The organism is Roseicella sp. DB1501 (genome assembly GCF_013112485.1).
Classification (GTDB): domain Bacteria; phylum Pseudomonadota; class Alphaproteobacteria; order Acetobacterales; family Acetobacteraceae; genus Paracraurococcus.
Map to the genome: position 1 here is coordinate 17,359 of NZ_JABFHG010000004.1, position 14,277 is coordinate 31,635.

Annotated in this window: 9 protein-coding genes; 5 read left to right on the plus strand and 4 right to left on the minus strand. The window is 72.1% G+C overall.

All coding sequences use genetic code 11. The annotated features are described in order from the left end of the window. Nucleotides 1–73 precede the first annotated feature (73 nt). The 5 genes from pgi to rsmA all read left to right on the plus strand — a co-directional run bounded on the left by pgi (nucleotide 74) and on the right by rsmA (nucleotide 6,670). Nucleotides 74–1,732 carry a glucose-6-phosphate isomerase gene (gene pgi / locus HJG45_RS09085; protein ID WP_171611816.1) on the plus strand — a complete coding sequence of 553 codons (1,659 nt, stop codon included), beginning with the start codon at nucleotides 74–76 and terminating at the stop codon, nucleotides 1,730–1,732. A gap of 138 nt (nucleotides 1,733–1,870) precedes the next feature. Beyond that, nucleotides 1,871–3,703, plus strand: coding sequence for a DNA mismatch repair endonuclease MutL (mutL, locus tag HJG45_RS09090; RefSeq protein WP_171611817.1), 1,833 nt, complete (start codon nucleotides 1,871–1,873; stop codon nucleotides 3,701–3,703). Between the two features lie 120 nt (nucleotides 3,704–3,823). Then, a complete protein-coding gene (locus tag HJG45_RS09095) occupies nucleotides 3,824–4,465 on the plus strand; it encodes a biliverdin-producing heme oxygenase (protein ID WP_171611818.1) in 642 nt (213 codons plus the stop codon). A gap of 41 nt (nucleotides 4,466–4,506) precedes the next feature. Then, on the plus strand, nucleotides 4,507–5,817 hold the full coding sequence (locus tag HJG45_RS09100; protein ID WP_171611819.1) for a peptidylprolyl isomerase: 1,311 nt from the start codon (nucleotides 4,507–4,509) through the stop codon (nucleotides 5,815–5,817). Nucleotides 5,818–5,836: 19 nt separating this feature from the next. Next, the gene (rsmA, locus tag HJG45_RS09105) at nucleotides 5,837–6,670 is read left to right on the plus strand and encodes a 16S rRNA (adenine(1518)-N(6)/adenine(1519)-N(6))-dimethyltransferase RsmA (protein ID WP_171611820.1); all 834 of its coding nucleotides are present in this window, start codon (nucleotides 5,837–5,839) and stop codon (nucleotides 6,668–6,670) included. Between the two features lie 140 nt (nucleotides 6,671–6,810). On the opposite strand, the gene HJG45_RS09110 is transcribed toward rsmA, so the two are convergent. The 4 genes from HJG45_RS09110 to HJG45_RS09125 form a co-directional block, all read right to left on the minus strand. Then, nucleotides 6,811–9,150: a xanthine dehydrogenase family protein molybdopterin-binding subunit gene (locus HJG45_RS09110; RefSeq protein ID WP_171611821.1), complete on the minus strand. Its 2,340-nt coding sequence runs from the start codon at nucleotides 9,148–9,150 to the stop codon at nucleotides 6,811–6,813. A 69-nt stretch (nucleotides 9,151–9,219) separates the two neighbouring features. Continuing rightward, nucleotides 9,220–9,708, minus strand: a complete 489-nt coding sequence (locus tag HJG45_RS09115; protein WP_171611822.1) for a molybdopterin-dependent oxidoreductase — start codon at nucleotides 9,706–9,708, stop codon at nucleotides 9,220–9,222. A 5-nt stretch (nucleotides 9,709–9,713) separates the two neighbouring features. Then, nucleotides 9,714–12,908, minus strand: a complete 3,195-nt coding sequence (locus tag HJG45_RS09120) for an efflux RND transporter permease subunit (protein ID WP_171611823.1) — start codon at nucleotides 12,906–12,908, stop codon at nucleotides 9,714–9,716. 6 nt (nucleotides 12,909–12,914) lie between these two features. Continuing rightward, nucleotides 12,915–14,117: an efflux RND transporter periplasmic adaptor subunit gene (locus HJG45_RS09125; protein ID WP_254452404.1), complete on the minus strand. Its 1,203-nt coding sequence runs from the start codon at nucleotides 14,115–14,117 to the stop codon at nucleotides 12,915–12,917. Between the last annotated feature and the right edge of the window lie 160 nt (nucleotides 14,118–14,277).

Sequence of the window (14,277 nt, forward strand, 5' to 3'; positions counted from 1 at the left end):
AGGATCGCATGCCGGGGCGTGCATGCGCCGCCGCGATCTGCTCTATGCCAGCAGAAGCATGGGGGTTCACGACATGACGGCGACGGATCGGGTGACGGCGGCCTGGGCGGCGATCGAGCGGCTGGCGCGGGAGCCGCGCCCCGATGGCAGCGCGCCGCATGCCATCCGGCCGCTCTTCGCCGCCGATCCGGGCCGCTTCGACCGCTTCTCCCGCCGGGCCGACGGGCTGCTCCTCGACCTCTCCAAGACCGCGCTCAGCGCCGAGGTGCTGGCGGTGCTGCTGGCGCTCGCCGAGGCGGCGGGGCTGGCCGGGAAGCGCGACGCCATGGCGCGCGGCGAGGCGATCAACACCACCGAGCGCCGCGCCGTGCTGCACATGGCGCTGCGGGCGCCGCGCAGCGCCGGCTTCCGCGCCGAGGGCGAGGATGCCGCGGCCGAGGTCGAGGCGGTGCTCGGCCGCATGCGCGACTTCTGCGCCGCGGTGCATGGCGGGACGCTGCGGGGCGCGACCGGCGAGCGCTTCACCGATGTGGTCAATATCGGCATCGGCGGCTCCGATCTCGGCCCGGCCATGGTGACCCGCGCCCTCTGGACCCCGGCGGCGCCGCTCCGGGCGCATTACCTCGCCAATGTCGATGCGCATGCCTGGGAGGCGATGCGGCCGCAGCTCGACCCGGCCCGCACCCTGGTCCTGGTCGCCTCCAAGACCTTCACGACGCAGGAGACCATGACCAATGCCGCGCTGGTGCGCGACTGGCTTCGCGGCGCGCTGGGCGAGGAGGGGGCGAAGCAGCATTTCGCGGCGCTGTCGACCAATCTGAAGGCGACCGCCGGCTTCGGCATCGCGCCCGAGCGGGTCTTCCCCTTCCGCGACTGGGTGGGCGGCCGCTTCTCGCTCTGGTCGGCGATCGGCCTCTCGGTCGCCCTCGCCCTCGGCTGGGAGGGCTTCGCCCGCCTGCTTGCCGGCGCCCGGGCGATGGACGAGCATTTCCTCGCTGCCCCGCTGGCGGAGAACCTGCCGGTGCTGCTGGCGCTGGCCGAGATCTGGCATGTCGACGGGCTCGGCTACCCGACCCGCGCGGTGCTGCCCTATGATGAGCGGCTGGCGCGGCTGCCGGCGCATCTGCAGCAGCTCGAGATGGAGAGCCTCGGCAAGCGGGTGACGCTGGAGGGGGCGCCGGTCGGGCGGCAGACCGGGGCGGTGGTCTTCGGCGAGCCCGGCACCAATGCCCAGCACAGCTTCATGCAACTCATCCACCAGGGCACCACGCCGGTGCCCTGCGACATCATCCTCGTCGCCCGCCCCGACCACCCCCATGCCGACAGCCACCGCAAGCTGCTGGCCAACGGCCTCGCCCAGGCCGAGGCGCTGATGCGCGGCAAGACCGCCGCCCAGGTCGAGCAGGAGATGGCGGCTTCCGGGACGGCGCCGGCCGAGATCGCCCGGCTGCTGCCGCACCGGGTCTTCCCCGGCGACCGGCCGAGCGCGACGCTGGTGCTGCCGCATCTCGACCCCTTCACCCTCGGCCAACTCGTCGCCCTCTACGAGCACAAAGTCTTCTGCCTCGGCGCGCTCTGGGACATCAACGCCTTCGACCAGTGGGGCGTCGAGCTGGGCAAGCAGCTCGCCGGGGTGCTGCTGCCGGAGCTCGAAGCCGGGACGGCGAAGCCCGGGGCGCATGACGGCTCGACCGAGGGGCTGCTGCGGGCGCTCCACGCGGCCTGGAGTTGAGTTCCCCACGAAGCCGCTGCGCGTCTTCGCGGCGGCCCCGGTGAATCCCTTCTGACCCGGGGCGCATCACAGCCTGCCGCGGCGAAGCCATGGCAGGGCAACGGGCAGGGGGCAAAGCCGGACCCGCATGCTAGGCTCATGCCGATTCGCATGCGCCAGGCCATCCGCCTCCTGCCCGAGACCACCGCCAACCGCATCGCCGCCGGCGAGGTGGTGGAGCGGCCGGCCGCGGTGGTGAAGGAGCTGGTGGAGAACGCGCTCGATGCCGGCGCCACCCGCATCGCCGTCACCCTCGAGGGCGGCGGGATCGAGCGCATCCTGGTCGAGGATGACGGCGCCGGCATGGGGCCGGAGGACCTCGCCCTCTGCGTCGAGCGGCATGCCACCTCCAAGCTGCCGGAGGAGGCGATGCTGTTCCGCATCGCCACCCTCGGCTTCCGCGGCGAGGCGCTGCCCTCCATCGGCGCCGTCGCGCAGCTCACCATCACCAGCCGGCCGCGCGCCGGCGACGCGCATGCGCTCACTGTCGAGGCCGGGCGCAAGGGCGCCGTCCTGCCCGCCGCCGGCGCGCCGGGCACGCGGGTGGAGATGCGCGACCTGTTCCGGGTGGTGCCGGCGCGGCGGAAATTCCTGAAGAGCCCGCGCAGCGAGGCCGAGGCGGCCATCGAGATGGTGCGACGCCTGGCGCTGGCCTGGCCGCAGGTGGGGTTCCGCGTCAGCCATGACGGCCGGGAGGTGCTCGCCCTGCCGGTGCAGGCGCAGGAGGCGCGCATCCACGCCCTGCTCGGCGCGGATTTCGCCGCCGCCGCCCTGCCGGTCGCGGCCGAGGCGGGCGGCATGACGCTGGCCGGCCTCGCCGCCCAGCCGGCCTATACCCGCGCGACGGGCACCGAGCAGCATCTGGTGGTGAACCGCCGGCCGGTGCGCGACCCGCTGCTGCGCCTGGCGCTGCGCGTCGCCTATCGCGACCTGATCGCCGCCGGCCGGCATCCGGTCGCCGCCCTCTTCCTCGACCTGCCGCCCGAGGCAGTGGATGTGAACGTCCACCCGATGAAGACCGAGCTGCGTTTCCGCGAGGAGGCCGGGGTGCGGGGCATGCTGATCGCGGCGCTGCGGCGCAGCCTCGCCGCCGGGGCGGGGGTGGCCGTGCCGGCGCCGGCGCTGACCCAGTACCGGCCCTCGCCCGGCGGCTGGAGCGGCTGGCGGCCGCGCGGCCCGGCGCCGCTGCCCGCCGCCCCGGCCATGCTCGCCTCTGGGCGCGGCTTCGACGAGACGCAGCTCGGCCTAGCCCCGCCGGAACCGGCGCCGTCGCCCATCGCCACCCTGCCGCTCGGCTTCGCCCCGCCCCGCCCGGCCGCCGCGCCGCCGCCTGCCTCCGCCCCGGCGGACCATCCGCTTGGCCGGCCGCTGGCGCAGCTTCTCGAGACCTACATCCTGGCCGAGGCGCCGGACGGGGCGCTGATCCTGGTCGACCAGCACGCGGCGCATGAGCGGCTGACGCATGAGGCGTTGCGGACGCAGCTCGTCGAGGGCGGCGTGCGGGCGCAGCCGCTGCTGCTGCCGGCGGTGGTCGACCTGCCGCCGGCGGATGCGGCGCGGCTGCTCGGCTTCGCCGAGGGGCTGGCGCGGCTCGGCCTGGAGATCGAGGGCTTCGGCCCCGGCGCGGTGCTGGTCCGCGCCCTGCCGGCGCTGCTCGGCGCCGCCGACCCGGCGCCGTTGCTGCGCGACCTGGCCGAGGAGCTGGCCGAGAGCGGCGAGGCGCTCGCCCTGGAGCGGCGGCTGGACGCGGCCATCGCCCGGCTGGCCTGCCATGGCTCGGTGCGTGCCGGGCGGCGGCTGGCCCCGGACGAGATGGCGGCGCTGCTGCGGCAGATGGAGGCGACGCCGCGCGCCGCCACCTGCAGCCATGGCCGCCCGACCTTCCTCCGCCTCGGCCCGGCCGAGCTCGAATCGCTGTTCGGGCGACGGTGATGCCGGCCTGCAAAAACCCTGGCTTGCAGCCGGCGCCGCCACCGATGCGGCGACGCCAAGCGGCCGAGGGCAGCGCCGGCGCATGAGGGCATCGATGCGTCAACATCGATGCAGGCCGGCATGAGCCCCGGCCCGACCCGGGCGGCGCTGCAGGCCGCGACGGGCGCGATCCATGAGCGGCTGCACGGCCTGCCGGCGCTGGCCGCCCTCGCCGCCGGGCGGCTCGACCGGGCGGGCTATGCCGCGCTGCTGCGGCGCTTCCTCGGCTTCCATCGGGGCGCCGAGGCGACGCTCGCCCGGGCGCCGGACCTCGCTCCCTGGGGCATCCACCTCGCCGAGCGGCGACGGGCCTGGCTGATCGAGGCCGATCTGGCGACGCTCGGCGCCGCGGCCGGGGGGGCGGGATCGGTGCCGGGCCTGGCGCCGCTGCCGGTGCTCGACAGCGCCGCCCGGGCGCTCGGCTGCCTCTACGTGACCGAGGGCTCCACCCTCGGCGGGCGGCAGCTTGCCCGGGCGCTGGACGGGCTGCTGCCGCCGGGCGAGGCGGGGCGGCGCTTCCTGCTCGGGCATGGGGCGCGGCATGCGGTGCTGTGGCGCGAATGCTGCGCCGCGCTCGAGCGCTGCGGGGCCGATCCCGGCCGCCGGGCGGCGATGCTGGAAGGCGCCGCCGGCACCTTCGCCGCCTTCGCCGCTTGGTTCGAGGCGCCTGGCCCAGGGGCGCCTGGCCCAGAGGCGCAGGGCATGGCGCAGGGCATGCTGTAGGGTATGGCCCTGCCGCCCGGCGCCGGGTAGAGAGCGGGACCATGCCGCGTCTTCCCCTCCTTGCCCTGCCGCTCGCCGCGCTGCTGGCCGGTCCGGCCCTCGCGCAGCACGCCGCGGCGCAGCTGCCAGGGAAATCCCAGGCGGCCGCCCAGACCAACCGCATCGTGGCGGTGGTGAACGGGGAGGTGGTCAGCCGGGCCGATGTGATCGGCCGTGCCCGGCTCTTCGCGCTGAATGCCGGCATCGCCGTCGCGCCCGAGACGCTGGACCGGCTCACGCCGCAGGTCACGCGGCTGCTGGTCGATGAGCGGCTGCGGCTGCAGGAGGTGCAGCGCCGCCGCATCCCGGTGACCGATGCCGATGTGGCGGATGCGGTCAGCGAGCTGGAAAAGCGCAACAACCTGCCGCCGGGGGCGCTGCGCCAGCAGCTCGCCCAGGTCGGCGTGGCGCCGCGCGTGCTCTACGACCAGATCCGCACCCAGATCGGCTGGGCGCGGCTGATCCGCCAGCAGCTCGGCCCGAATGCCGAGCCCTCCCAGGCCGAGGTGGAGGAGGCGGTGCGCAACGCCAAGGCCCGGGTCGGCCAGCCGGAATTCCTGGTCTCGGAGATCTTCGTGCCGGTGGACGATCCGGCGAACGAGCCGCAGGTGCGGCGCTTCGTCGAGGATGTCATCGGCCAGCTGCGCCGCGGCACGCCCTTCCCGATCGCCGCCACCCAGTTCAGCCAGGCGCAGACGGCGCTGCAGGGCGGCGATCTCGGCTGGGTGCGCAAGGAGGAAGTGGACCCTGAGGTCGCCTCGGTGCTCGAGCGCATGCCGCCCGGCGCCATCAGCAACCCGATCCGCGTGCCCGGCGGCTACCAGATCATCGCGCTCCGGCAGAAGCGCGAGACGGGGCGGGACATGGCGACCATGATCAGCATGCGCCAGGCCTTCTTCCCCTTCAGCGGCACGCTCGATCCCAACAACCCGACGCAGCAGCAGCGCGACCAGGTCGAGAAGGCGCAGCGCCTCGCGGCCAATGCGAGAAGCTGCGACGCGGTGGAGGCGGCCGGGCGCAGCGGCGGCGCCGGCGAGCGGCCGATCGATCCCGGCCTGATCCGGCTGGAGACGGTGAACCCGCCGCCGCTGAAGGCGCTGCTGGCGGGCCTGACGCCCGGCAAGGCCTCCCAGCCCATCCTGACGCCCGACGGGGTGATCGTGATGATGGTCTGCTCGCGCGACATGCGGAACCTCGCCGAGGTGACGCCGGAGGAGGTGAAGCAGCAGATCCTGCGCGACCGGATCGAGAACCTGTCCCGCCAGCTGCAGCGCGACCTCAAGCGGCGGGCGCAGATCGAGATGCGGCACTGATCCCAGGCGGCCTCCGCGCGTGAGCGGCGCCGCGCTCCCCTCCCTGCGGGAGACCATCGCCCGGCACGGGCTGGATGCCCGGAAGTCGCTCGGCCAGCATTTCCTGCTCGACGAGGCGCTCTGCCGGCGCATCGCGGCGCTGGCCGGCGACCTCGCCGGGCGGCAGGTGCTGGAGGTGGGGCCGGGGCCCGGCGGCCTGACCCGGGCGCTGCTCGCCTCGCCCGCCGCGATGGTGACGGCGGTGGAGCTGGACCGGCGCGCCGTCGCCGCGCTGGCCGAGCTGGAAGCGGCCTTCCCGGGTCGGCTGCGGGTGATCGAGGCCGATGCGCTGGCCATCGACCCGGCGAGCCTGTTGCCGGCTCCCAGGAAAATCATCGCCAACCTGCCCTACAACGTGGCGACGCCGCTGCTCGTTGGTTGGCTCCGAGGCGCCGCGGCGCTCGAGGGCATGGCGCTGATGTTCCAGCAGGAGGTCGCCGAGCGCATCTGCGCCGCGCCGGACACCAAGGCCTATGGGCGGCTGGCGGTGCTGGCGCAGTGGCGCTGCCGCTGCGACCTGCTGCTGCGCCTGCCGCCCGGCGCCTTCAGCCCGCCGCCCAAGGTGTGGTCGGCGGTGGTCGGCTTCGTGCCGCATGCCGAGGATCCCGGCCCGGCACTGTTCCGCAGCATGGAGCGGCTGACCGCCGCCGCCTTCGGCCAGAGGCGCAAGATGCTGCGCGGCGCGTTGAAGAGTCTCGGCGATGCCGAGGGGCTGCTGCAGGCAGCGGGGATCGAGGGGCAGCGGCGGGCGGAGACGCTCACCGTCGCCGAGTTCGACCGCATGGCGCGGGCGCTGCTGGCGCGGCAGGGATAGGTCGGGCAGGGCCAGTCCATCCTGTCGCTGCCCGTTGCCCTGCCGCGGCTTCGCCGCGGCAGGCTGTGACGTCCCTCGGACCAGAAGCGCTGAACGGGGCCCCACGGAGCCGCACAAGCGGCTTCGTGGGGCATAAAGTATCAGGCCGCCATCTTCGCGCCGGCAATCGCCTTCCACACCGCCTCCGGCGTCGCCGGCATGTCGATATGCTGCACGCCAACGGTGGCGAGCGCATCCACCAGCGCATTCATCAGCGCCGGCGGCGAGCCGACCGCGCCCGCCTCGCCGGCCCCCTTCACGCCGAGCGGGTTGGTCTCGCAGGGCACCTCGATCAGCTCGACCTCGATATCCGGCAGGTCCTCCGCCCGCGGCAGGGCGTAGTCCATGAAGGAGGCGGAGAGGAGCTGGCCGCTCTCCTTGTCGTAGGCGGTGCGCTCATGCACCGCCTGGCCGATGCCCTGGGCCACGCCGCCATGCACCTGGCCGCGCACGATCAGCGGGTTGATGGCATGCCCGACATCGTCGACGACGATGTAGCGCTGCACGGTGATGAGGCCGGTATCGGGCTCCACCTCCACCTCGGCGATGTGGCAGCCATTGGGGAAGGTGTGGAACTTGATGTCCGCCACCTCGGCGGCGTCGAGCAGCGTCGCCGGCTCGCCCTTCGCCGCGCGTTCCTTCTGGATGCGGGCGAGGTCGAGGATGCCGACGCCGCGATCCGTGCCGACCACGGTGAAGCGCCCCTGGCCGGGGGTGAACTCGATATCCGCCACCGCGGCCTCGAGATGCTCGGAGGCGGCCTGCTTGCCCTTCTCGATCACCGTCGCGGTGGTGAGCAGGATCGCCTGCCCCTCGGAATAGAGCGAGCGGGCGCCGCCGGTGCCGCCGCCGGTCGGGATCTCGTCGGAATCGCCCTGGACGATGCGGATCTTCTCGATCGGGATGCCGAGCTCGTTCGAGGTGAGCATGGCATAGGCGGTCTCATGGCCCTGGCCGGTTGATTGCGTGCCGACCAGCACCTCGGCGAAGCCGTCATTGGCGAAGCGCACCTCGGCACGCTCCGTCGGGCCGCCGCCGGTCGCCTCCAGGTAGTAGGCGAGGCCGATGCCGCGCCGCTTGCCCTTGGCCTCCGAGGCGGCGCGGCGGGCCGGGAAGCCGGCCCAGTCGATCTTCTCGAGCGCCGCATCCAGCACGCGCGGGAACTCGCCGCTGTCGTAGCGCTGGCCCATGGCCGAGGTGTAGGGCATGGCGCTCTGCGTCACCATGTTGCGCTTGCGGATCTCGACCCGGTCGATGCCGAGCTCGCGCGCCGCGGCGTCGATCAGCCGCTCCACCACGTAATTGCTCTCCGGCCGGCCGGCGCCGCGATAGGCATCGACCGGGACGGTATTGGTCAGCACGCCGATGACCCGGGCATGGATGGCCTGGAAGTTATAGACGCTGGCCAGCACCTTGGTGCCGGCCATGGTCGGGATCATGGGTGCGAAGGTGTTGAGATAGGCGCCCATATTGGCGTAGTTGCGCGTCCGCAGGGCGAGGAACCTGCCATCCTTGTCGAGCGCCAGCTCGCCGAGGGTGATGTTGTCGCGGCCATGCGTGTCGGACTGGAAGGCCTCGGTCCGGTCGGCGGCCCAGCGCACCGCCCGCTTCAGCCGCCGCGCCGCCATGCAGACCAGGGCGTATTCGGCATAGAGGTAGAGCTTCATGCCGAAGCCGCCGCCGACATCGGGCGTGACGACCCGGATCTTCTCCGGCGGCACGTGGAAGACATTGGCGGCGAGCAGGTCCTTCACCAGCCAGGAGCCCTGGGTGCCGCAGGTGAGGGTGAATTTCTCGCTCGCCGCATCGTATTCGGCGGTGGCGGCGCGCCCTTCCATGCTGGCGACGACCACACGGTTGTTCACCACCGTCAGCCGCGTGACATGCGCGGCCTGCTGCATCAGCGCCTCGGCCTTGTCCTTGTCGCCGGTGTCCCAGTCGAAGACGATGTTGTTCGCAACACCGTCCCAGACCAGCGGCGCGCCCGGCTCATGCGCCGTGGCGAGGTCGGTGGCGGAGGGGAGCAGGTCGTAATCGACCATCACCGCCTCGGCGCCGTCGCGGGCGGCCTGCGGCGTCTCGGCCACGACGAAGGCGACGGGATCGCCGACATAGCGCACCCGGTCCTCGGCCAGCGCGCCGCGCGGCGTCTCGGCCCGCGGCGAGCCGTCGGAGTTCTTCAGCGGGATGACGCAAGGGATCTCGCCGAGCCCCTCTTCCTTCCACTCCCTGGCGGTGATGACGGCGAGCACGCCCGGGACGGCGAGCGCCGGCGCGGTGTCGATCGACAGGATCCTCGCCGCGGCATGCGGGCTGCGCAGGACCACGCCATGCGCCGCGCCCAATTTCGCCGCGATATCGTCCGTGTAGCGGCCGCCGCCCTTGAGCAGGCGCGGATCCTCGATCCGACGCAGCGGCTGGCTCAGCCCGAATTTGGCCATCGTCCCTCTCCCGATCCGAAGCTTGCCCCCATCATCTGCCACCGCCGGGGCGGATGGAAAGGGGGTGTCTCATGATGGGTCGCGCAGGTCCCGCAGCTCGATGCGCTCGATCATCCTGGCCGAGCGGGCCGGCCGCAGCTCGCCGGGGACGACGAGGCGGAAGGGGCCCTCCTCCGGCCCGAGCGGCCCGTCCGCGCGGCGATCGGCGAGCAACACGCCGCCCGGCCGCAGCGTCGGGTCGGTCTCGGCCAGGGAAAGGCTCACGACATAGCCGTCCCGGCTGCGGGCGACGACGACGAGGGCGAGCGCCGGCCCGCGCAGCGCCTGGCCCTGCGGCGCGCCCAGCTGGGCGAGCAGGGCGCCGAGCGGCACGCCCTCGAAGCTCGCGGCGGGATGGCCGGGCGCCTCCAGCCGCCGCGCCTCGTGCGGCATGGCGGCGATCTCCGCGGCGGTCAGCGTGACCTCCCGCCCATCGGTGCCGCGCAGCAAGAGCGACTGCGCCAGCGCCGGGGCGGGCGCTGCCAGGCCGAGCGCGAGGAGCAGCAGGGCCCGCCGCACCGCCCTTATCCCGCGGCCGTGGGGGCGTGGCCGCCGGGCTTCGGCCCATCCCCATGGCCGCCGGCGCCGGGCCCACCGGGCGGATGCACGCCGAACCAGGATTTCACCTTCTCGCGTGTCCATTGGAAGGTCACGTAGAGCATCGGGATCATGAAGATGCCGACGATGGAGGCGGCGAGCATGCCGCCGAAGACCGGCGTGCCCACCGCCCGGCGCGAGAGCATGGCCGCGCCGGTCGCCGTCACCAGCGGCAGCAGGCCGAGGCAGAAGGCGATCGAGGTCATCATGACGGCGCGGAACCTCAGCCGCGACCCTTCGATCGCCGCGTCCCGGATCGACATCCCGCGCTCGCGCGCCTCCTTGGCGAATTCGATGATCAGGATGCCGTTCTTGGCCGCCAGCGCGATCAGCACGACCAGCCCGATCTGGGCATAGACGTCGAGGCTGAGGCCGGCGATCAGGATCGCCAGGAAGGAGCCGAGGCCGCCGACCACGACGGACATCAGCACCGGGACCGGGATGGTCCAACTCTCATAGAGCGCGACGAGGAAGAGGTAGGCGAAGAGCACGGCAAGCGCGACCACGTAGATGGTCTGCCCGGCCGCCAGCTTCTCCTGATAGGCGGTGCCGGTCCATTCGAAGCTGTAGCCCGCCGGCAGCACCTGCCGCGAAAGCTGCTCCATCGCGGCCAGCGCGTCGCCCGAGGAGATGCCGGCGCGCGGCGAGCCGTTGATCAGCACCGCGCGGTAGTTGTTGTACCGGCTGATGGTCTGCGGCCCGACCACGATCCGGACATCGGCCAGGGCGCGCAGCGGCACCATGTCGCCCTTGCTGCTGCGCACACGGATGCGCCAGATGTCGGAGATGTCGTCGCGGTCCTTCGCCTCGGCCTGGATGTTCACCTGCCAGGTGCGGCCGAACAGGTTGAGGTCGTTGACGTAATAACCGCCGAGCGAGGCCTGCAGCGCCTGGAAGATGGAGCTGATCGGCACGCCGAGCGCCTGCGCCTTGTCCCGGTCCACATCGAGATAGAGCGAGGGCGTGGAGGCGGAGAAGGTCGAGAAGACCTGCTGCAGCCGCGGGTCCTGGTTGGCGGCGACGATCAGCCCGAGCATGGCGCTGCCGAGCTCCGCCGGGTCGCGGCCCTGCAGGTCCTGCAGCTGGTACTCGAAGCCGCCGCCGGTGCCGAGGCCGATGATCGGCGGCAGGTTGAAGGCGACGACATTGGCGGTACGCACCGCCGCGCCGGCGCCGAAGACCCGGCCGATGGAGGCGAAGACCGAATCGCCCGGGCTGGTCCGCTGATCGAAGGGCTTCAGCCGCGCCACCATGAAGGCGGAGTTGGACTGGGCGCCCTGGTCGATCAGGCTGAAGCCGACGATCGAGAGCACGTTCTCCACTGCCGGGATCTGCTTGAGGATGCCCTCCACCTGCTCGACCGCCGCGCGGGTGCGGGAGAGCGAGGCGGCCTGCGGCAGCTGCACCTGCACGAAGAAGGTGCCCTGGTCCTCCTGCGGCAGGAAGCCCTGCGGCGTCTTGGAGCCGATGGCGAAGATGCCGAAGGCGATGGCGGCCGTGATGGCGAGGGAGACGACCGAGATGCGCACGATCCGCCGCACCACCGCCGCATAGCCGTCCCGCACCTTGTCGATGCCGCGCAGCACGTACTTGATCGGCCCGCGCTTCGGCCCGGTATGCCGGAGGAACAGCACGCAGAGGGCCGGCGAGAGGGTCAGCGCGTTGATGGCCGAGATCACCATCGCCGCCGAGATGGTCACCGCGAACTGCCGGAACAGCACGCCCGAGAGGCCCGGGATGAAGGCGATTGGGACGAAGACCGAGAGCAGCACCAGGGTGATGGCGATGATCGGCGCCGTGATCTCGTTCATCGCCTGCTTGACGGCCTGGTTCGGCGTCCAGTCCGGGTGTTCCTCCATCACCCGCTCGACATTCTCCACCACCACGATGGCGTCGTCGACGACGATGCCGATGGCCAGCACCATGCCGAGGAGCGAGATGGTGTTGGCGCTGTAGCCGATGGCCAGCAGGATGGCGAAGGAGCCGATCAGGCTGACCGGCACGGCGATGGTCGGGATCAGCGTCGCCCGCAGCGAGCCGAGGAAGAGGTAGACGACGATGACGACGAGGATGAAGGCCTCGAGCAGCGTCTTGATCACCTCGTGGATCGTGTCGACCACGAAGGTGGTGCTGTCATAGAGCACCTGGGCCCTCAACCCTTCCGGGAAGCGCGTGCCCAGCTGGTCGAGCGTCTTGTTCATCGCGTTCGCGACCGTCACGGCGTTCGCGCCCGGCGACAGGTAGACGCCCATCGTCACGGCCGGCTGGCCGTTGAGCCGCGACACCGTATCCATGCTCTGGGCGCCCAGCTCGACCCGCGCGACATCGCGGATGCGCAGCGCCGATCCGTCCGGATTGGCCCGGAGGATGATGTTGCCGAACTGCTCGGGGGTGATCAGGCGCCCGAGCGTCTGGATGTTCATCTGGATCTGCTGCGTGTCGGGCATCGGCTGGCCGCCGATGCGGCCGACCGCCGCCTGGACGTTCTGGCTCTGGATCGCGGTGATCAGGTCCTGCGGCGTCAGGTTCAGGTTGGTCAGCCGGTCGATCTCGAACCAAATCCGCATCGAGTAGTCGAGCCTGCCGAACAGGTTCACCTGACCGACGCCCGGCACCCGCGCCATGGTGTCGATCATGTTGATCGTGGCGTAGTTCGACAGGTAGATCGGGTTGTGGTCCGGGTTGGTTGAGGTCAGCGCGACGAATTGCAGCACCGAGGAGGACTGCTTGCGCACGATCAGCCCGGAGCGCTGCACCTCCTGCGGCAGGCGTGCGAGATTGGCCTGGATGCGGTTGTTGACGTTGACGGTGTTGATGTCGGCGTTGGTGCCGAGGGCGAAGCTGACGCTGAGCTGGTAGGTGCCATCATTGGCGCTGTTCGAGCGCATGTAGATCATGTTCTCGACGCCGTTGACGGCGCTTTCGATGATCTGCCCGACGGTCGCCTCCACGACCGCGGCCGAGGCGCCCGGATAGGTGGCCTGCACGGAAACCTGGGGCGGGACGATGTCCGGGAACTGCGCAACCGGGATGCGCAGCAGCGCGAGGGCGCCGGCCAGGGTCGTCACGATGGCGATGACGATCGCCAGCCGCGGCCGGTCGACGAAAACACCAGAGATCATCGCGGTTCAGCCCTGCCGGCCGGCGGGTGCAGCGGCCGGAGCCCCGGCGGGGCGACCTCCTGGCGCGCCGCCGGGCGGTTGGCCGACGGGCGCCGCATTCACTTCCTGGCCCGGGCGGACGCGCTGCAGCCCTTCGGCGATCACCGTCTCGCCGCCCTGCAACCCATCCTCGATCACCACTTGCGCGTCGATCGACTGACCGAGCCGCACCGCGCGGCGCTGCGCCTTCTTGTCGGCATCCACGATCATGACGTAGTTGCCGCCCTGGTCCTGCAGCACCGCGGCGCGGGGCAGGACGATGGCCTGCACCGGCTCGGCGCCCTCGACGAAGACGTTGACGAACTGGCCGTCGATCAGCTCGCGGTCGCCCGCGCCGCCGGCCGCCACCTCCTGGCGCCGGGGGTTGGGGATCAGGGCGCGGATCAGCAGGCTGTCGGTGGTGCGGTCGATCTGGGTGTCGATGAACTCGACGCGTCCCTTCTCGGGGTAGAGCCGCCCATCGGTGGTGCGGATGCGGATCACCACGGCATTCACGCCGCCGCGCGGCTCGTAGCGGTTGCGCAGCTCGACCGCGGCGCGGGCGCTGACCGTGAAGACCACGCGCATCGGGTCCTGGCTGACGATCACCGCCAGCGGATCGGTCAGCTGCGGCGAGACGACGTTGCCCGGCGTGTAGGTGGCGCGACCGATCTTGCCGTCGATGGGCGAGATGATGTCAGTATACCCCAGGTTGATCTCCGCCGTGCGCAATTGCGCCTGGGCTGCGAGGAGCTGGGCATTCGCCGTCCGCTCCTGGGCCTGGGCGTTGTCGAGCGTCACCTGCGGGCCGTAGCCGGTCTGGCGGAGATCCTTGGCCCGGACCAGGGCGATGCGGGCATTCTCGAGCTGCGCCTGGGCCGAGGCGACATTCGCCTGCGCCTGCTGCACCGCCGCCTCGAAGGGCGGCTTCTCGATGCGGAACAGCACGTCGCCGGCCTTGACCTCCTGCCCCTCGGTGAAGGCGCGTTCCTGCAGGAAGCCGGTGACGCGGGCCCGCACCTCGACCCGGTTCACCGCCTCGATCCGGCCGGTGAACTCCGAACTCTCGGTGACCGGCTTCTTCTCCGCCGTCATGACGCCAACCGCAGGCGGCCCCTGCGGGCCGAACTGCGCGAGGGCCGGCGCCTCGGCAAGCAGAAGAAGCATCAGGGCGAGCGGAAGGAGACGCATGCAATGGGGCATCCGGCGATGAGGCGGCGCATACTGCACCAGCTAAGTCGGCTTTGGCAGGTGGGCCATCCGGGCCGGTAGCGCAAGCCGGGGCCGCTGCCATGGCATGCCGCCCACCGCCGCTCAACCCTCCGTCTTGCCGGCTCCGGCCTCCGGCGGC

What these genes read in the sequence shown, in the direction of transcription:
- pgi (WP_171611816.1), top strand. Translation starts at nt 74, where the DNA reads ATGACGGCGACGGATCGGGTGACGGCGGCCTGGGCGGCGATCGAGCGG.
- HJG45_RS09100 (WP_171611819.1), top strand. Translation starts at nt 4,507, where the DNA reads ATGCCGCGTCTTCCCCTCCTTGCCCTGCCGCTCGCCGCGCTGCTGGCC.
- mutL (WP_171611817.1), top strand. Translation starts at nt 1,871, where the DNA reads ATGCCGATTCGCATGCGCCAGGCCATCCGCCTCCTGCCCGAGACCACC.
- HJG45_RS09095 (WP_171611818.1), top strand. Translation starts at nt 3,824, where the DNA reads ATGAGCCCCGGCCCGACCCGGGCGGCGCTGCAGGCCGCGACGGGCGCG.
- HJG45_RS09120 (WP_171611823.1), bottom strand. Translation starts at nt 12,908, where the DNA reads ATGATCTCTGGTGTTTTCGTCGACCGGCCGCGGCTGGCGATCGTCATC.
- HJG45_RS09110 (WP_171611821.1), bottom strand. Translation starts at nt 9,150, where the DNA reads ATGGCCAAATTCGGGCTGAGCCAGCCGCTGCGTCGGATCGAGGATCCG.
- HJG45_RS09125 (WP_254452404.1), bottom strand. Translation starts at nt 14,117, where the DNA reads ATGCGTCTCCTTCCGCTCGCCCTGATGCTTCTTCTGCTTGCCGAGGCG.